Source organism: Mesorhizobium qingshengii (assembly GCF_900103325.1).
GTDB lineage: Bacteria > Pseudomonadota > Alphaproteobacteria > Rhizobiales > Rhizobiaceae > Mesorhizobium > Mesorhizobium qingshengii.
In genome coordinates this window covers 21184-39047 of record NZ_FMXM01000019.1, presented here as the reverse complement: position 1 = coordinate 39047, position 17864 = coordinate 21184, and the positions used below count along the sequence as shown (strand labels likewise).

12 protein-coding genes are annotated in these 17864 nt (G+C 61.7%); 3 read left to right on the top strand and 9 right to left on the bottom strand.

Annotated elements, in window-relative coordinates; genetic code table 11:
- Nucleotides 1–34 precede the first annotated feature (34 nt).
- From tssM (BLS48_RS25190) to tagH, 3 genes are all read right to left on the bottom strand, one after another.
- Nucleotides 35–3586, bottom strand: a complete 3552-nt coding sequence (gene tssM, locus BLS48_RS25190) for a type VI secretion system membrane subunit TssM (protein WP_091583676.1) — start codon at nucleotides 3584–3586, stop codon at nucleotides 35–37.
- A 22-nt stretch (nucleotides 3587–3608) separates the two neighbouring features.
- Entirely contained in the window at nucleotides 3609–5123 is a 1515-nt protein-coding gene (tssL, locus tag BLS48_RS25185) for a type VI secretion system protein TssL, long form (RefSeq protein ID WP_091583673.1), read from the bottom strand.
- Nucleotides 5124–5419: 296 nt separating this feature from the next.
- Nucleotides 5420–6475 carry a type VI secretion system-associated FHA domain protein TagH gene (tagH, locus tag BLS48_RS25180; protein WP_091583671.1) on the bottom strand — a complete coding sequence of 352 codons (1056 nt, stop codon included), beginning with the start codon at nucleotides 6473–6475 and terminating at the stop codon, nucleotides 5420–5422.
- Between the two features lie 264 nt (nucleotides 6476–6739).
- Here tagH and BLS48_RS25175 point away from each other — a divergent pair, with 264 nt between their 5' ends.
- Genes BLS48_RS25175 through BLS48_RS25165 form a run of 3 tightly spaced genes read left to right on the top strand, consistent with a single transcriptional unit; the run spans nucleotide 6740 to nucleotide 9836 of the window.
- Nucleotides 6740–9067 carry a type VI secretion system Vgr family protein gene (locus tag BLS48_RS25175; RefSeq protein WP_091583668.1) on the top strand — a complete coding sequence of 776 codons (2328 nt, stop codon included), beginning with the start codon at nucleotides 6740–6742 and terminating at the stop codon, nucleotides 9065–9067.
- 8 nt (nucleotides 9068–9075) lie between these two features.
- Complete coding sequence (locus tag BLS48_RS25170; RefSeq protein ID WP_091583665.1) at nucleotides 9076–9501, top strand: DUF6484 domain-containing protein; 426 nt, start codon at nucleotides 9076–9078, stop codon at nucleotides 9499–9501.
- On the top strand, nucleotides 9498–9836 hold the full coding sequence (locus BLS48_RS25165; RefSeq protein ID WP_091583662.1) for a hypothetical protein: 339 nt from the start codon (nucleotides 9498–9500) through the stop codon (nucleotides 9834–9836). The genes BLS48_RS25170 and BLS48_RS25165 overlap by 4 nt, the downstream gene beginning before the upstream one ends.
- A gap of 31 nt (nucleotides 9837–9867) precedes the next feature.
- Here BLS48_RS25165 and BLS48_RS25160 read toward each other — a convergent pair whose 3' ends face one another.
- Genes BLS48_RS25160 through tssM (BLS48_RS25135) form a run of 6 tightly spaced genes read right to left on the bottom strand, consistent with a single transcriptional unit; the run spans nucleotide 9868 to nucleotide 17863 of the window.
- On the bottom strand, nucleotides 9868–10710 hold the full coding sequence (locus BLS48_RS25160) for a WD40/YVTN/BNR-like repeat-containing protein (protein WP_143019504.1): 843 nt from the start codon (nucleotides 10708–10710) through the stop codon (nucleotides 9868–9870).
- An 11-nt stretch (nucleotides 10711–10721) separates the two neighbouring features.
- A complete protein-coding gene (locus BLS48_RS36345; RefSeq protein ID WP_244529860.1) occupies nucleotides 10722–11681 on the bottom strand; it encodes a DUF4150 domain-containing protein in 960 nt (319 codons plus the stop codon).
- Nucleotides 11681–12703 (bottom strand): 3-oxoacyl-ACP synthase, encoded by a 1023-nt coding sequence (locus tag BLS48_RS25150; protein ID WP_091583657.1) that lies wholly within the window; start codon nucleotides 12701–12703, stop codon nucleotides 11681–11683. Before BLS48_RS25150 ends, BLS48_RS36345 begins: the two co-directional genes overlap by 1 nt.
- Nucleotides 12700–13803, bottom strand: a complete 1104-nt coding sequence (locus BLS48_RS25145; RefSeq protein ID WP_091583654.1) for a DUF2169 family type VI secretion system accessory protein — start codon at nucleotides 13801–13803, stop codon at nucleotides 12700–12702. Before BLS48_RS25145 ends, BLS48_RS25150 begins: the two co-directional genes overlap by 4 nt.
- Nucleotides 13803–14345, bottom strand: a complete 543-nt coding sequence (gene tagF / locus BLS48_RS25140; protein ID WP_244529858.1) for a type VI secretion system-associated protein TagF — start codon at nucleotides 14343–14345, stop codon at nucleotides 13803–13805. Before tagF ends, BLS48_RS25145 begins: the two co-directional genes overlap by 1 nt.
- Nucleotides 14327–17863, bottom strand: a complete 3537-nt coding sequence (tssM, locus tag BLS48_RS25135) for a type VI secretion system membrane subunit TssM (protein WP_091583648.1) — start codon at nucleotides 17861–17863, stop codon at nucleotides 14327–14329. The genes tagF and tssM (BLS48_RS25135) overlap by 19 nt, the downstream gene beginning before the upstream one ends.
- Nucleotide 17864: the final 1 nt, after the last annotated feature.

The following is a 17864-nucleotide window of genomic DNA, read 5'->3' as shown; positions in this document are numbered from 1 at the left end:
TCGCCACACCAAACGGAAGGGCTGGAAAGTCATCTCAAAAAGCCTTCGGACAGCTGAAGTCGGAAAGCGCCGGGAGGAAGAAGGGGCTGGGGCCGGAACCGGTCTGGATCGTATAGGTAACGTCGCGTCCGCCGATCAGGAAGCGCGCCGTGACCGTGCTGTCGCCGCCGGTGATGGTTGCCTTGTCGAGCAGCCGCTTCAGCGCCCATGGCCCTTCGAACTTGAGGGTGGATTCGCGGCCTGGCATCTCCGGCGTCAAGCTCAGACTGGCGGACCCCGAGGACGTACCGCTCGGCCAGGTCACGGTGCTTGGCGCGTTGCCCGCCTGGTTGCTCTGGACGGTCTGACCATCGACATCGAGCACCGCCGCATCGGCATCGCCATGCAGTGAGAACGGTGTGAAGGTGACGTTGACCGAGGGCACCGAACCGCCCGATGGAAAGAAGGCGTTGCGGATTTCCGCGGCCAGTTGGAAGTCTTTCAAGGTCGATTTCGACAAGTCGCGCCCGAAGCGCGCATCCTGTTTCCAGCTCCAGTCCTGGCCGGTCATGTCGATCAGCGATGCGAGATTTTGTGCGAAGAACCGGTCCATCAGTCCGCCCGGAGCGAACAATTTCCCGAAATCCGCCATCGCGATGTCCTCGGTGCCATTGCCGGCGAAAGGATAACGGCCGTTGACCGCCGCCTCGCAAGGAGCCGTGACCGCCTGATCAAGCATCTGGTTCAAGTTCGCCACCGAGGTCTCGGCGACGTTGCCTTCAAACTCGTCCGCCGTCGCATTGACCATTCTGGCCAGTTGCTTGGGCAGGCGCGAGACGTTGGCGCGAAGGGTGGCTATCTGGAGTTGCAGATTTGCGTTGACGCGTTCGGTCTGCGAAGGCACGTCGGTCGCCAGCTGCAGGCTCTGATAGATGTCGCGGAAATTCTGGGTCAAGGCATCGATCGGACGGTGCCCGGCAGGACCGCTCACCAGAGCCTGGAACGACCTGAACTGCGCTTCGATGTTGGCCCCGGGATTCTGGTTTTGCGAGCTTGCGGACCCTGTGCCGGCTCGGCTCTGCGATTTTCCAGTGGCAATTTGAATGCCGATGCGAGCCAGACCCCTGGCCACGTCCGCGGCGTCCCGTGATTGGCTTTGACCCGCGCCCGCTTCCGCCCCGGTGCCGGAAGCAGGGTCTCGCGTCAAAGCTGTCTCGTTGGCGATCGCCGTGAACAGCTGTTCGATCGGCGAGGTTGGCGAGGCGGAGGCGGAAAGCGCGATGTAATGCGGCTTGTCCGTCAGCATCGCCTTGAATTTCAGCTGGTCGAGAACGCTGTTCCACGCCGTTGCGAACTCCTTCCCATAGCGATCGAGAAGTTCGGGGCCGAGCTTGAGCAACGCCTGATCGATGCCGCCTTGCTCGCCGCCGCCGCCGAGGACCCACTGGTCGTCGACGAGCGTCTGCGCAATGCGCGAAAGTTGCCCGAGATAGAAGTGGTTGAAGCCGGCATAGGTGTAGATGCCGGGAACACGAAGGCCTGACAGATCGCCGCCATCGACACGCTCGAACAGCAGCTGCGCTTCCGGGCCACCTTTCAGCGAAACGGAAAAATCGTCCAGCGCTGCCGCGTATACGGCGGACTTGATCAATGCGGAGGCACGGTCGGCAAGGCTCATGCGCCCGAGCGAACGCTGAGCGGCTTCGACAAGCGGCTGGTTGAGTTCGAAAACCGGATCATAGGCGTCGTCCAAGGCAAGCATGGCGCGCAGGTGCTTTTCGAGTTGCTCGCGTCCTTCACGGTTGTTCTCGCCTGGATATCGGTTCTGCTCCCAGTCCTGCTTCATCCAGGAAACGATCAATGCGTCGTCGACTTTCGGCGCCTTGCCACCAAGCATCAGATAGATTTTCAATGGTTCGTAGAGCGCGACGGGATCAGCCATCCTGGCCTGGATCGTCCGCTCGGCCTGGATCAGCAGGCGCGATCGGAACATTCGTTCCAGCGCTTGCCGATAGGCCGTCTTGGATGCCGAAAGAAGTCTCTCCCGTTGACTGAGGCCGAACGTCTCCTCGATCGGTGTCGGCATGTCGCTGGTCTCGAACCCGGTCGGCAGATCGCGCAACTGGTCGAGCGGGCCAATGACGTTTTCGAGGTCGACATCGGTGACCTCTGTGCTTTTGAGCAGCGCGTCCGCCGTCTCGCGATACTGGCTCATGGCCTGCGTGGTGGAGGCGATCAACGACCTGTTGGCCGTGAAGCTCAGCGCCAGGGTGCCCAGCGCCGCCGCGGCGATCAACGCGATGGCGCAAAGCCCCCCAAATCTGGCGATCGCCGCACGCCTTGCGGCTGATTTGTCGTACGAAACCCATCCGGATTCAGCAAAGATGACGCCGGTCAACAGATCATGCAAAAAGAAGCTCTTGCCGGTTCCTGAAAGGTGGGCGCGGGAATTGCTGCCGAAGCTGCGGCCGATCGCGCCCAACACCTGATCGATTGGCGTTCCCTCTTGCGTCCCTGACGAGAAATAGAGTCCACGCAGGCTGACATTCACCTGGCTGCGGGTCGGATCGAACAGGCTGGCGATAAAATTCGTAATTCGGCCCTTCAGCGCGCCAAACTGCGCCGGAAAGCCAAAGACGGATATGCGCGCGACCGGATCAGCCTCTTCCTGAAGGCGGTCAGGCATCTCTTCTGCCAAGCGTCTTGCCAGCGCATCGAATTCGGCGGGGGCCTCGGCGGCCATGTTCTTGTTGCGGTCCGTGGTCTGGAATGTCGCGCCCCAGACCTTGCGCCGGCGTGGCTCGTCGAAATCGCCGAAGTAATCCATGAACCCGGAAACAAGATCAGCCTTGGTGAACAGCAGATATACCGGAAACCGGATTTTTAGCGTCTCGTGGATTTCCCGCAGGCGACTGCGTATCTCGACGACGTGAGCGTCAAGCTGCTGATCGTCGAGGCTGATGAGATCGGCAAGGCTGATGGCCAGGATGACGCCGTTTATCGGTTGGCGGATGCGGTATCTCTTGAGCAGCGACAGGAAGGCGAGCCAGCTCTTCTTGTCGCTCTCAGCATTGGAGTCCTGCGTCGTGTAGCGTCCAGCGGTGTCGATCAGCACGGCCTCGTCGGTGAACCACCAATCGCAGGAGCGTGTTCCGCCGACGCCTGCCACAGGTTGGGCGTCCCCCGAACCGGCCAGCGGAAAATTCAAACCCGAATTGACGAGTGCCGTTGTCTTGCCTGCGCCCGGCGGGCCGATAACGATGTACCAGGGGATCTCATAGAGGAAATTGCGCTTGCCGCTCGACCGCTTGAGCGCCGCCACGGCCTCGTTCATGCGGGCTTCGAGCACCCGCGAGTCATCATCCCGATCGTCGTTGTGTGCAACGACAGTTTCGAGCTCTTTTTGTGCCTTTCTCGCTTGCCAGAAACGCAGCCCGTAGAAGAGCGCCAGCATCGCCACCATCACGCCAATGATTGTCGCGCGCAGCCAGACAGGTCCGAGAGGACGGGTGTCGGCGAAGCGAACCAACGGTCCCGCAAACCACACTGCCGACGCGAAACCGGCCAGCGCGGTCACGCTGAATATCCGCAGCGGCCAACGCGTCATGGGCGCTTCCAACAGGCCATGCTCACAATGTTTCCTCCCTGGCGATCATCACATCGACACGGCGGTTCTTGGCGCGGCCCTCTGGCGTCGCATTGTCGGCGATCGGTTCGTCCTCGCCCTTGCCATCGACCGTCAGTCGCGAAGGATCGCCGAATTTCGGTGCCATCAACGCTTCGACAGCCTTCGCCCTGGCAACGGAAAGATCGAAGTTGGACTTGAACGGGCTCGACTTTCGCGGTTTCACATTGTCCGTATGGCCGACGATCCTGATTGGTCCGCGCTCGGGTTCCAGGGCCGCGGCGATATCAGCGGCAATGGGCTGGAATTCCGGCTTCGCCTCGGCCTTGCCGGACTGGAACAGCAGGAGATTGTTGATTTCCACCACGATGAAGTCGCCCTTCGTGCCGATGGTCAGCCCACCGCCTTGGACGTCCTTGGCCAGTGCCGAGCGGATGCGATCGATCTGCGTGGTAGTGGCGGCAGGTGGGGGGGCTTTCACCGGCTCGGCCAACGGCGCCACGCTGGCGCGCTCGATGGCGACTGGTGTCGATGGGTTGAGTGCCAGCAATTCACCGGCGGCGGCGTCGCCTTCATTGGTGATGAAGACCCGCAATGCGAAGAACGCCGCTGTCAGCAGCGCCGACGCCGCCGCTGCAACGACCCAGAGTGGCAGGCGAGCCGACGACTGCGCCATCGTCGCCGCCAGGCCCTGCCAGTGCGGCGAGATGTCCTCGCCGGCACGCGCCCTGAAGTAGCGAAGCGTCTCGTAGACGTCGCGTCGAACGCGTTCGAGATTGGTGTCTTCGCGCATCACGCCCCGGTACTGGCCTTCGAAACCCAGCGACAGACAGGCATGCATCAGTTCGAGCAGATCGTAGTGCGCCTCCGGGCTGGCCAGAACCTTGTTCAGCGCTTCGAAGAAGCCTGTGCCGGTAGGCTCGATGTGAAAGAACTGCGACAGCATGCTGTGCCGCGCCCAGTCGTCTTTTTGTGGCCAAGGCAGGTTGCCGATGAGATCATCGGCGGTTTCGCAGAGGGCAAATTTTGCAATCCGCGCATCCTCTTCTGCGACGCCGGTTTTCTCCATCGTTCGGTCGAACTTGTCTATGGCTTCGGCGACATGTTCCGCCAATGGCTCCGCTTGTCTCTCGACCGAGATAAGCCTGAGCTGGCCCAACAGCATCAGCAACGGTGCAGCCGCGGCAAGGATCGGATTTGCCGCGGAGTATCTGACGCTCTCCGCCGCGCTGAGCAGGGTCTCCTGCCGCAGGGCTGCGGTAGGCGCCGCCACGGAAGCGGCGCCCGCTCCAGCCGCGGCGGAAGGTGCTCCTTGATAGATCACGGTTCCGGATGTCCAGCCCGGCGGTGTATGCCGCCCGACGCCAGGATCGAACACCGTTGAATCCTTAACCTGAGAGGATTGGCCCCGGTCCGCGACAGGCAGCTGAGGAACTGGCGGCGATTTTCGTTCGCGCCGTGGATTTGCGCGAATGACGGTCTTGCCCGCCGGACCGAAGGGATCGTCCTTCGAGCTCATCGCCGATCATCCGTGCGGGCGGTGTGCCCGCGGTCGGGCGAGACGAGCGCAAAACCGTTTGTGGTCAGGTGAAGGAACTGCAGGCCCCGCCGACCCTGGCAGTTTCCGGAGGAAGGTTGGCCAGAAAACGCTTTCCCGCCGTAACATGACATTTGCCGCAGACCCCCAGGTCAATGAGCCTTACCCGCTTGGCGAACTGTCGTATGTGATCGTAATCTCAGAACTTGTCGATTGGAACCGGATGCCGGGCGTCGGGCAGACTTTTCTTCGTCGACTGCCGTGCCATCTTGGATCGCCTATTTTTGCTTGTCGGCTTTGGCGTACGCCTCGCTGAAATAGGCCAGGAATATATCCAGCATGCCGTTTTCGTGCGCCTCCTCCATGGTCCGCCATGTCGCGACATAGGCGTCCCAGGCCTGGCTCTTCTTCGACGTAAACGACGTAGGCGGGAGTTTCCTTCCGATCGCCTCGGGCGACAGGTCGTCAAGCAGCCGCGATAGCGCAGCTTGCATGGCGGCATAGGTGGCGAACTCGTGCGTCTTGAGATCGCGGAATGCATCTTCGATACTGCGCCTGGCATCAAGATAGCCGGTCCTGCGACGGGCGAACATGATTTCGAGGATGTCGTCCGTTCCTGGAACGAACTTCAGGGGATTGTTGTCCGCGGAGCTGATCATCGTTCGTTGTGTGCTCTTGGCCAACATCTTCGCGGCCGCGCGTGCTTTCAGCAGCAAGGCCAGTTCCTCGACCACTGTCCGCAGGACCGCGCCGATTTCGGCAGCGGCTTCATGCGGGTCGCGCGATTGAAGCAATTCCGGCGAAATGCCAGCTCCGATCGCGATCTCCCGCAGTACTTCGTCTCTGGTCGAGGGGAGGGGCGCGGGTTGCGACGGGAAGGTCGACGCTGGAACGCGCTGCCCGGATCGTCGCTCTGCCGGAGCGAAGAACGGCTCGTCGGCGAATTCGGGCGGCCGGCCTGTCGTGGCCGGCATTTCTCTTTGTGTCGAACCGTGGCTTGGGTGACCTGTCGCGGCGCGCTCGTCGTCAATCGATACGAAGATGACATAGCGGCCGATCAGCACCCGGTCGCCGTGACCCAACCGATGTGGGCCGGTCATGCGCTGGCTCGATCCGTTGACGTAGGTTCCGTTGCGCGAGACATCGTGCAGCCAAAACGCGCCTGCCTCGTATCGAACCTCGCAGTGCCGGCCGGAGATGAACTTGTCCGGGTCCGGCAAGGTCCAGTCACAAGCCTCGCGACCGATTTCGAAGCCGCGATCACGCGCCGCGTAGCCAGTCGGGAAGCCTGCGGGCACGGAGTCGATATTGTTGATTTGCAGACTGAGGTACATCCAAGATCGCCGTCGAACGCCGGTTGATACTGCGTCATTCTAGCAGCTTGCGCGTGCAACAGGACAGAAGCGTTTCAAGCCGACCCATCGACGAGGCAAGGCTCTGCTGTCGCGGCCCGTCCTCTTTGGTTGGCAGGAAAACATGTGGTAGGCTCAACATGGCCTGGTGTGGCGGATCGAAAAGTTCCTGAGCGTGATCTTGTTAATATAGCGGGAACTTCAAATCCACCACGTTGGCGGCCGCGTCCAGGAGGGGCACGACCCATGCCGAACGAACGTGCCACGGTTGTGCAGACACCGGTTGGCGGCGAGCTGTTGACCTTCACGCATCTTGTCGGGCGCGACGAGATCAGCCGTTGCTTTGCCTATACGGTCGGGTTCGTCAGCCCCAACTCCGACATCGATCCGCTGAAGATGCTAGGGGGTATGGTTTCGGTCGAAGGTGAATCCGATCCGAAACGGTGGTTCAGCGGCCTGGTGTCCGAGTTTCGCCTGACCCGCATCGAAGACCGGCTGGCCTACTACGAAGCGGTCGTCAGGCCGTGGCTCTGGTTCCTCGGCAATGCCACCGATTGCCGGATCTTTCAAAACATGACCGCTGTCGAGATCGTCGAAAAGATCTTCTCGAAATACGGTACGGCGAAATTCGAGAAGCGGCTGCAAGGATCGTACCCCTCGCGCGAATACTGCGTGCAGTACGACGAGAGCGATCTCGATTTTGTGCAGCGCCTGCTCGAGCACGAAGGCATCTTCTATTTCTTCGAGCACGACGAGGGCAAGCACACGCTCGTGCTCTGCGACGCGATGAGCAAGCTGAAGCCGGCGCCGGGCTACGAGAAGGTGCCTTATAATTTCGAGGGACACGGCTCGCGGCGCGACGTCGAATACATCACCGAATGGATCCCAGGCAGTTCGGTGCGGCCCGGCGCTTATGCCCACACCGACTATGATTTCCAGAAGCCGGGCGCCGATCTGATGGCGAAGTCGGCCCAGCCGTTCAGCCACAAGGAAGCCTCCGGCGAGAATTATCGCCAGCCCGGGGCGCATCTTGATGTGGGGCGCGGCGACACCCTTGCCGGTATCCGGCGCGAGGAACTCCAGGCCGTGCACCAGCGCATCACGGCCGTCGGAACCGTGCGCGGTCTCCATTCCGGCTGTACCTTCAAGCTGGAAAGCTTTCCGCGCGATGACCAGAACCAGGAGTATCTGGTGATCAGCGCCGAATACAGGTTGTTCGATCCGGGCTACAGGACCCAGAACGAAGCCCACAGCGAGAATTTCAAGGTCGTGCTGGGTGTCGCACCGACCACCTTGCCCTATCGCCCTCCGCGGATCACGACGCGGCCGATCATGCGCGGACCGCAGACGGCGACGGTGGTCGGCCCTTCAGGCGAGGAGATTTTCACCGACAAATATGCCCGGGTGAAGGTGCAGTTCCACTGGGACCGCCTGGGCAAGAAGAATGAAAACAGTTCTTGCTTCGTGCGTGTCTCGCAGACCTGGGCCGGCAGCGGCTGGGGCTTCATCCAGATACCGCGCATCGGCCAGGAGGTGATCGTCGACTTCCTCGAAGGCGACCCCGACCTGCCGATCATCACCGGCAGGGTCTACAACGCCTCGCAGATGCCGCCGTACGGCTTGCCGGGCAACGCAACGCAATCGGGCTGGAAATCCAACTCGTCCAAGGGCGGCGGTGGTTACAACGAGCTGATGTTCGAGGACAAGGCCGGCTCCGAACTGGTCAATTTCCAGGCGCAGAAGGATCACCATCTGCTGATCAAACACGACCGCAACAAGACGGTTCAACATGACCAGTCCGACCGCATCGACCACGACGCCAAGCACTCCGTCGGCCACAACCTCGACGAGGACGTCGGCAACAACAAGACGGTCAAGGTCGGCGTCGACCAGACGACCAATATCGGGTCGAACGACACCGAGACGGTGGGCGCCAACCGTTCGCTCACGGTCGGATCGAACGAGACGATCAGTATTGGCTCGAACTCCACAGAAACGATTGGCGCCAATCACACCCAGACCGTCGCGATCGTCCAGACGGTGAGCGTCGGCGCGGCCCGCGTCGATTCGGTCGGAGCATCCGAAACCCGAACCGTGGGAGGCCCGCAAGCCAATACGATCGGTGCGACACGGTCGGTGACCGTGGGTTCAGCTCAAAGCCACGACATTGGGGCAGCGGACAGCTGGAACATCGCGGCGGCGCAAACCGTCAATGTCGGCGCCGATCAGAGTTTCAAGATAGGCGGCGCCCATGCGTCGCAGATAGGCAAGGGGCGAGATGCCAAGATCGCTGAGGATGATGCAACCGACGTCGGTGGGTCGCGTGCACTCAAGATCGCAAAGGGCAGCCTTGTTGAGATCGGCGAAGATGGAGCGATCAAGGTTGGCAAGACTTTGGTCATCGAGGCGGGCGACGCTATCACCATCACATGCGGTTCCGCGGCGATCGCGATGAAGAAGGATGGTACGATCTCCATCACCGGAAAGGATATTTCTGTGAACGGTTCAGGCAAGATCAATGTGAAGGCTTCGAGCGACATTATTATGAAGGGCTCGGAGATAAAGCAGAACTGAGGTTGGCGATGGCAGGGGTCAAAGAGCGGATCGAAGGCGTCGTGATCGGCATATTCCTGGGCTTTGGCGAAGACGCTCCGCTTGTCGTCTTTCCCGGAAACCCGAAGGAGACCGCGATTCCCGCGCGCAGTCTTGCCGAACTCACTTCAGACATGATCGGTGCCGAGGTGGCGTTGCTGTTTCAGGATGGCGATCCCGGGCGGCCGCTCATTGTCGGCCGCATTGTCGAACCCGCACGTCGGACTTCGGCGCCGCAGGTCGTCCGCGACGGGGAGCAGGTGCGGATCATCGGTGACGAACGGATCGAGCTTCGCTGCGGCAAGGCGACCATCATCATGGAGAAGGATGGTCGCATCACGATTCGCGGTACGTATGTGACAAGCCACGCCAGCGCGGCGAACCGCATTCGCGGCGGATCGGTCAATTTGAACTGATGTCCGCGCCCGTTCTTCGCGAAATCGTTCGTCAGCACGCAGAGATGGCAGCGTTCCTGTGGGCAATCTACGACTACAACCTGCTCAATCCGGGCAGGAATCCGGACATGGACGAGGAGCGCCTTGCCCGGCTCATCGAGCGTCTGGAGGCGCATCTCGACGGGTTACGGGTGGCAGGCGATGTCGGGCGTGAGATTGCGCGGGAACGCTATGCCGAATACCCCGAACAGGGTGAATTGTTCGTCGTACGCATGCTGTCGGTCACCGAGACGCCGCGTATCGTGGACCTGGACCTTGAAAAAGTGAGATCCTATCTTGCCGCGAAGCGAGGTTGACACATGCCCCCCAAAAGTGCGCAGCGAACTGTTAAGTATAGTCGGGGCCAAGCCATTCCGAGCCGTCATATCTGATTGCGGAGTTTCCGCCTGCCAAGGTCAGGTACGATCCGTTGGAGGACAGCCGATAGACGGGAAAACCATCCTTCAGTTTCGATACCGCCGTGCCGTCGAATGTGAATACGCCTTGTCCGCCGCCGGCGATGTATATGGCTTTCCGGTAGAACGCCATTTTGTAGAAATCTCGGCCACTCTGCGAAACATCCGTCCAGGCAAGACCGGAACCGCGAAACAGGGTCCCGGCACTGCCTGAAACCAAGACGTCGGTGGAAGACAGCGCCAACAGGCCAACTAGAATGGCATTGGTGGGCAGCTGAATTTGCGACCACTCCCGACCGTCATAATGCCAAAACAATGATCCCTCGCCCGACACGTAGAGGTCGTTCGGCGCCGTCCCGGCGATGCACAGGATTGTGTTTCCTAGAGCCGGGCTGAAGGCGGACCACCGCGCGCCGTCCCACTGGTAGACGACGCCTTCGGCCCCGCCGCAGTAGATAATGTTGTCGTCAAATCCCCAGACGGTGTTCAAAGGACGAGTTGAAATCTGGCTTTCCGCCCAATCGGTACCCGAGCCCGCATGGACGGCGCCGTTGTCGTCGCAGACAAGGATGCGGCCGGACTTAGAGCGCCATATGTCCGTGAACCAGCAAGGCTTTTCGTAAATTCGCTCCGACTCATTGTCGTCGCTGGATACATCCGATTCCGAGATGACGAAGGAGTAGAAGCTCTCACCGTCGTAATATGCGACCGCGGAAAAAATGGTTCCGTTATCGGCGGCGACCACGCCGTTCACCGTCACGCTGTAGTCAGCCACGTTACTCTCCTTTAGCGCCTGCGGACGGTACTGGTGACCGTCGGCTTGAACTTGCCGGTAGCGGGCGCACGCGCTTGAGTGCTGGGTTTCTTGTTTTCCGGCCCGCTCATCATCGCCTGGAAATGGATGTCACATATCATCCTCAGGCATTCGATGGCAGGGTGCTCCTTGCCTCTCGGGCCATCGGGGATATTCTTGGCCTTTTTCATCGCCTCCATGTTGGCTTCGCGCACTTCCTCGTAGGTCGGGTTCGTCCCCTTTGCACGCTGCGCCTTCGCCCATTCACCTTGCGCCGCCGTTTTGCGGCCATGTTCCGTGTTGGGATCGGTGGCGTCCTCAAGACAAACACAGGGCGCGTCGTTCATAGTGTAGCTCGGCGTTGTGCTTATCGCCTGACCGCCGCGCGAATTCTGAAAACAGGCGTTTTGCAGGATATGGTCTGACTGTTGGTTCGATGCACATTCCTTGCTGGCATCGCCATAACGGTGCACTTTCATGCCGAGCTTTGCCAGGATGGATGCGCAGGAGGCCCTTCCGACCTTCAGTTTTCCAATCTTCGGCCAAGGCGGTGCGTTACCGGTTGGTGAGGCATGATTGTTGGTGGATACATCGGTCATGCGGCTGACAGGTTCGCCATCGGCCTTAACGTCGCTTGACCAGGCGACTGCATATTCCTTTCCTGTATTGACTGACGTTATGACGCCTTTTTTTGCCGCGCAGCCGGCCTCGGTGCCGCTGGTCTTGGTGTAGTAGGATTTGTTTTTCTGCGTGATGTTCTCGCCGCCGATCTTGACGGTGCCCGTGCCGTTGTCGGTGTCGGAATCGAGACCGAAGGACGGATAGGGGATGGGTACGCCAGGCGGTGTTGCCGGGTTTTCCGGCGGTGTGAAGCAGACGTCCGGAAAAGCGGCAATCACCTTATTGGATTGCGCCTTGCAGGCAACTTCGAGGCTGTTCGCGTAGACCGTCATCAGGCGGCCCTCGCAGCGAGAACAGCCGCGCCGCATGCGCCCGCATCGTTGGATGCTTCGATCAGCACCGGCGTTCCCGCAGCGTAACCTTTGCGCGCTGCGGTGAAGGCCACGCCAATCATCAGCGGAACGACGGCGGCACCGATGTTGCCAAGAGATTCACTTGGCGACCAGAGATCCTGGAAGTCATGCCTGCCCCGCAGCAGGCGCAAACTCGCGAGCGCAGTCTGCTTGAACCAGTATTGCTCGCCGATGAGGTCGGCGATGCGATAGCCGAGCCGGTTCATCTCTATGCCGGTTTCTTCTAAGGCCATGCTGTAGGCGGAGGTCATTCCGTCGCCACGCAGGGGCAGATCCTTGGTATTGTAGATCGATGCCGGCTCGGACGACAAGCCAAGCCCGAAGAGCCGAAAGCCGCCGCGCTGCGACTGTGTGCACAGAATGGCAGAAGCGGCCTCGCCTGGAATGAAGCCGTTTGGATTGTCTGGCGTAAGCAGGCGATTTTCGCCAAGATAGTAGGCGATCGCGGGGGCCGTCAGGTAGCTGTCGACGCCTGCGATCATGACATAGGGTGCTTCGCCCGAGACGATCATTCTGCGTGCTTGGTCGAGTGCAACATGTCCGGAAGGACGGCCATGCGCGACAACGCGAGAGCGCATTCGAGGCTCGATTTCGACGATCTCGGCTATATTGCGAAGTAGGCGCGCGCTGTCCGTGACGGCAATTCCGGGACGGTCCTTTTCCGCTAGGCAGAGGATGAGCGCGGTCTGGCCGCGAGCCTGCGGAACGCTCTCGAAAGCCTCGCAGATTGCGCCGGCGGCGAGGTGGGCCATGCGCTTCTCACCGATCCAGTTGCGTGGCAACGGCACCGGCGCGCCGACCAGCATATCGGTGCCGGATCCGACGAAGCGGGTCTCCTGGAAGCCGTCAAGCCTTGCACGCATCGCCGCACAGGCGGACGGTGCGTCCAGACCGACTGCGGTGACCATGCCTATCGAGGCGATGTCGATGGCCGCGTTCATGCGTCGTCGACTTCTTCTGTGGGCGCGGTTCCATCGGCGCGTATATAATCCCGACCGGCAGCGCGGGCGCGCAGCATCGATGCCGTTGGCGGGCCCACCCAGCACTCGGTGAAGTCGAGGATAGTGCGGTGAATCCGCTGCGAGACGCGCCAGACCAGCGAGAAGCGGCGATTCTCCGGGTCGAATAAGACCGTGTCTGGGAGAAGTTCGGTCTCCAGGGCTTTTACTTGCCCTTTGAACAGGGTGATAGGCAGCGCGGTTTTCGGCAACGGGAAATTCTCGCGGCCTTGCTGCGTCAGATTGACGAGTTGCACCTCCTCGCCACCTCTTGGCAGGTCGATCTGCTGGTCAGGGGGCGCCATCTGGAAATAGCGCTCGTCGAAGTCCGGCGGCAGGAACGGAAAGATGTTCTTGATCCAATTGTCGTCGTAGGTGCCGCCATATTCGATCCGGCCCGGCCAGCCGCGACCCATCGGCCCGAAACTCATCGGCTTGTAATCGCCGAATGGCGAGCGGATCTCTTCGCCGACCGCCTGGGTGTTCGGCAGCCGCAGGCCGGGGATGAGGCGCTGGTTCTTAGTGCGAGACCAACCGGTTCCAACTGGGTTGTATTTGTAGCTGGCGGGGAGCTTGTCCTCAGGATCCAGCCTGTCGACACCACCCCAGGCGACGTCATAGGAGATGGGCAGTTTGAGGAAGGGTTGCGGCGACGTGGCGGTAAAAACCGGGCCGATGGAGCGCCATTCGCGGTGGCCGACGACCTCGAACAGTTTTGACCAATTGCCCAACTTTATGCCGACCGGCACGCGCTCGGCTGGTCTGCCGTTTGGGGCGTAGGCGCAGCCATTGGCGATGATATCGCAGCGCGGTTTGCGGAAGGCGAAGTCGGTCTCCCATAGCGTGGCCGAGTAGCCAGGCACACCGGTTTGTGTGTCGGCCATCACCAGCGGCACCTGTTCGACCGATTTTTGCACCGCTCCGCCGGGCTTGGCGGGGAAATCGAACGTGCCCTTGACGACCACGACAATCCACTCATGGCCGGCCTTGTCCATGCCCATGGTGAATTGGTGCGGATAGCCCATCTGGTTCCAGATCTGCATCAGCCGGTCTCCCAGTTGGCGGCGAGGATCTGTTCCAGCGTCGCTTGCGGAGAATGCGGATCGATGTCGAAAATGTCCGAACGGGCTGTCCACATCACCATGTCGCTGATGACCTCTTCGCCCGGCTCGACAGGAGGCACCGGCAGTCCGGCCAGCGCGGCATCCAGCTCGTCGGGCGTCAGTTCGCCGTTCTGGGCCGCGATGGCCGCTTCTTCGATCCCAGAGAACCACGTCTCGGCGTCGGCCAGCAGAATGGAGGCTTCGGAAAGCTGCGCAACGACGCTCAAGGGGAATTTCCTGCCAACCCTGTCGGCGCTCTGCACAATGATGCCGGCGGATGCGCCGAAGGAAGCCGGGCCAGCCAGAAAGCGCAGCGCGGTTGTGCTTGGCCAAAATTCCGAGCCAAACAGTGGGACGAGATTCTGCGCCAGCCAGCGGTCCCAGCCGCGAACAAAGTCGCCCGACAGCCGTCGCGTCACGAAATCGCCGGTGGCGGGCATTTTGCCGTAAAAGCCGGGCGAGGTCATATCTGCGGCGGACATGAGAATTTCTTGAACATCTGCAAATTGTAGGGGTTCTCCACGCTGGCGGCCTTGAGTTCGAAATCGGCGTACATGCCTTTCGTCCCCAGGCGCAGGCTGTAGACGTCGGACAGCGACGTTCCGGCGAAGCGGCCGCTGCGCAGCATCCTCAGCCATGCCCAGCTTCCGGTCTCGTTGAGCATGATTTCGGGCGATCCATCGATCGGCTGGAAGGCGAGCGAGATGACCCCGGTGCCATCCTTGCCGGGCCAGGTCATCGGCTGTGGCCGCGTCGCGTTGTTGTAGTAGACGAGGGTCTGGCCATCGAGGTTGAGCGTCACCCGCGTGACGTTCGGAGACAGGTCCTTCGGTTCGAGCGTGAAGCTCATCACCGGCCCTGTACCGCCGGGAAAGAGATCGTCGCGGATATGCCTGGCCTGCTCGAACGCCGCCAGCGCCGAAGGATCGAGGCCGAAATCGGCGCGCCATTTCCATGGCTGGCTGGTCGTGTCGACATAGTTGATCAGGTGGTCATTGATGAAACCGTCGATCATTCCGGCCGGTCCGAACAAGCGGGCGAAATCACGCACATTGACGTCCACCGCGCTGTCGGCGCTGAATGGATAGCGGTCGTTCAGCGCTGCCTGGCAGAAAGGCAGTATGTCGGCCCGCCAGATGGCGTTGAGCTCCGAGGTGACCGCCTTCTGGGTCAAATTGCTGGTGTCGCCGGCAATCCCACCCAGCCAGTTGTTGATGGGGTCGGGCAGGATTTGTGCTTGCCTGGCGACCGCGCCCGTCAGTTCGGCAAGGCCGCCCTGCTTCTTGATGGCATCCTGCGGATTGGGGTTGGCGGTAACCGTCTGCAGCACGTTCGAAAGCGCGGTCAACGCGACAACGGCGGCATCCAGTGCCGGCGGCTGGCCGTCGACCTCGGCAATGGTGCTCTTGAGCGGTTTGAAGTGTTCGGCCACCAGATTGCCGGTCAGGTCCACCTCGGTTGCTGACCCGGCGCGGGGAAGCAGCTTCGCACCGCTTGTCGCCAGCTTGCCGAGCTTGCCCAGCTTGCCGAGCAGTTTGGAAGCGCCCTTGGCTGCCGCCTTGTCGTCGGCGGGCGCCTCGTCGGAACGCGTCAGTTCGGTCTCCTGGACGACCGCCGTAAGCAGCCGCTTCAGCGCTGAATCGGCACTCGAGAGATCCTTCAGATTTTCGCTGGCGACATTGAGATCGGTCAATGGCGCGAGCCGCATATCACGCAGGAAGCTGTCCCATTGCGCGATGTAGTCGTCATAGTAGAGCTTCAGAATATCCTCGGACAGCGCCGAGACCGAGGTCTCGGAGTTTTCCGAGCAGCCGCCGGCGAAAACCGCGCGATCGAGCGCCGCCTGGGCGGCGACATCGTCGATGCGGTCGAGAATGGCGTCGTGGAAGCCGGAATAGGTGAATGCTCCGGCAATGCCGACGCGAAGTGTCTTGTCGGAACGCCGCGCAAACACCTTGCCGCCATTGGGGCCGGCGAAATTGGCCGGGATCCACTCCTTGAGCCCGGCCACCGCCGGATCGGCCAGCAACTGCTTATAGGCCCGCGCGGGCAACGAGATCGTGCACACCGTTTTCAGCGCTTCGGCGACCAGAGCCTGGTCGGGCGCGACATAGCTTTCGTCGACCGCCATCCGGCGGATGGCGGCAAGCTGGTGTTCCTCGGCATCGGCGGTCGGAAATGGTGCCGCGGCCGCGAATTCGGGCAGGCTGTTCACCCACCAGTTCTGCGCGAAATCGGCATCCATCTGCGACAGACCCGTCATCATGCGATAGGTCTTCAGTGCCCCGAGCATGAAATCCGGATCGCGGATCTGCCGCCACATGGTCGCCTCGAGCAGTGCGACCATGCGTGGCTCGAGCACGTTGCGCAGGGCGTGGTCGTAGGTGTCGGTCTGCGCCCGCACCAGTTCCGCCGAGGCCGATGGTCCCAGCAGATCCTGGGCGCTGCCCGGCGGTGCTGTCCGGGCATTTGCCACCGCGTCCATGGCTTCGAGGGCGCTGTCGATGGCGGGCTGCTCCACCGATGCCGGGATTGCGGCCACGGATGTCAGCGGCGTTTGCAGCGCTTCGAACTGGCTTGCCTGGGCCGTGATCGCGTTGCGGTTGTCGAAATAGGACCAGGTGAACAGCCCGCCGGCCAGCAAGGCCGCCGCCGCGCATGCGGCGGCGGCGCCGCGCCAGATCCAGGCGCGGCGGCGTTGCGCCAGCGGGTCGAACGTGCCGAGCCCGGCTTCCCTGAAGATGACCTCGGTGAGCAGGTTCTTCAGGAAGAAGCTGCGTTTCTCGACCCTTGGCGCGGGCAGGGCCCGCCGTGGCGGAAGGCCGAAGGACGACGACAGCGCTGCGGTCAGCCGGTCGATGGGAGCCCCTTCCTGCGTCGCCGATGTCAGATAGAGGCCACGCAGCCAGGCTGCCTCTTCATACCGGCTTTCGCCGAACATCGCCTCGACCAGCACCTGGATCGGTTCGGACAGGCTGGACAGTTGGGCGGGAAATCTGAAGATCTCGGCGCGGGCGGCGAGCTTGTCCTCGTCCTCCAGGCGCGGCACCAGGCGCCGCTCGAGTTCCGTCGCCAGCGTTGAAATCTCGCGTTCGATGGTCTTGGCATCCACGCGCGTATCCAGCGGGAAGGTCGTTCCCCATACCTGCTCGCGCGAGGCGGTGGACAGGCCGCCGAAGAAAGCCTCGAAACCCTTGATCAGGTCGGCCTTGGTCAGCATCAGATAGACTGGAAGGCGGATTTCGAGCCGGTCGTTGAGCTCGGCCAACCGGCGGCGGATCTTGCGGCCGTGCGCCTTGATGGCTTCGTCACCCTCCGAAAGCACGTCGATCGAAAGCGCGACGATCACGCCGTTGAGGGCGCGGCGGCCCCGGTGCTTCTTCAAAAGGTCAAGGAAGCCCAGCCATTCCGCGGCGTCTACATCGGGCTGGCTCTCCTGCTGGACATAGCGGCCGGCGGTGTCGATCAGAACCGCGTTTTCGGAAAAGAACCAGTCGCAGTTGCGCGTGCCGCCGACCCCCTGCAGGTCGTCGGTGAGGTCGATCGGAAAATTCAGCCCGGACTGCCGCAACGCCGTGGTCTTGCCGGTGGCCGGTGGCCCGACGATCACATACCATGGCATCTCGCGCAGGAACTTGCGTCCGCCCAGCTTGCGGCGTTTCAGTTCGGCCATCACCTCGGCGAACTTGGCACCCACGGCGGCGACGTTCTCTTCGCCGGGGCTGAGCGGCTTTTCCGCCACAGGTGCTGCAATCTCGGCGACGAACATGCGGTTGGCGCGGATCGCCCGGCGCTGGGCGACGATCAGCCATATCAGCCAGAAGATGACCAGCAGCGCGATGATGACGATGCGCACATTTTCAGAGGCGAACGGTTCGTAGGGACCGACCCTGACGATCGGACCGAACACCCAGATGACCAGGGAAAGCAGCGTGATGCCGATCAGTGTCCAGAGCCAGCGCGATGTCAGAACCGCCCAGAGGAAGCGCAGGATGAACATG

Coding starts and splice junctions, on each gene's coding strand:
- tssM (WP_091583676.1), bottom strand. CDS start 3,586: ATGACGCGTTGGCCGCTGCGGATATTCAGCGTGACCGCGCTGGCCGGT.
- tssL (WP_091583673.1), bottom strand. CDS start 5,123: ATGAGCTCGAAGGACGATCCCTTCGGTCCGGCGGGCAAGACCGTCATT.
- tagH (WP_091583671.1), bottom strand. CDS start 6,475: ATGTACCTCAGTCTGCAAATCAACAATATCGACTCCGTGCCCGCAGGC.
- BLS48_RS25175 (WP_091583668.1), top strand. CDS start 6,740: ATGCCGAACGAACGTGCCACGGTTGTGCAGACACCGGTTGGCGGCGAG.
- BLS48_RS25170 (WP_091583665.1), top strand. CDS start 9,076: ATGGCAGGGGTCAAAGAGCGGATCGAAGGCGTCGTGATCGGCATATTC.
- BLS48_RS36345 (WP_244529860.1), bottom strand. CDS start 11,681: ATGACGGTCTACGCGAACAGCCTCGAAGTTGCCTGCAAGGCGCAATCC.
- BLS48_RS25150 (WP_091583657.1), bottom strand. CDS start 12,703: ATGAACGCGGCCATCGACATCGCCTCGATAGGCATGGTCACCGCAGTC.
- BLS48_RS25145 (WP_091583654.1), bottom strand. CDS start 13,803: ATGCAGATCTGGAACCAGATGGGCTATCCGCACCAATTCACCATGGGC.
- tagF (WP_244529858.1), bottom strand. CDS start 14,345: ATGTCCGCCGCAGATATGACCTCGCCCGGCTTTTACGGCAAAATGCCC.
- tssM (WP_091583648.1), bottom strand. CDS start 17,863: ATGTTCATCCTGCGCTTCCTCTGGGCGGTTCTGACATCGCGCTGGCTC.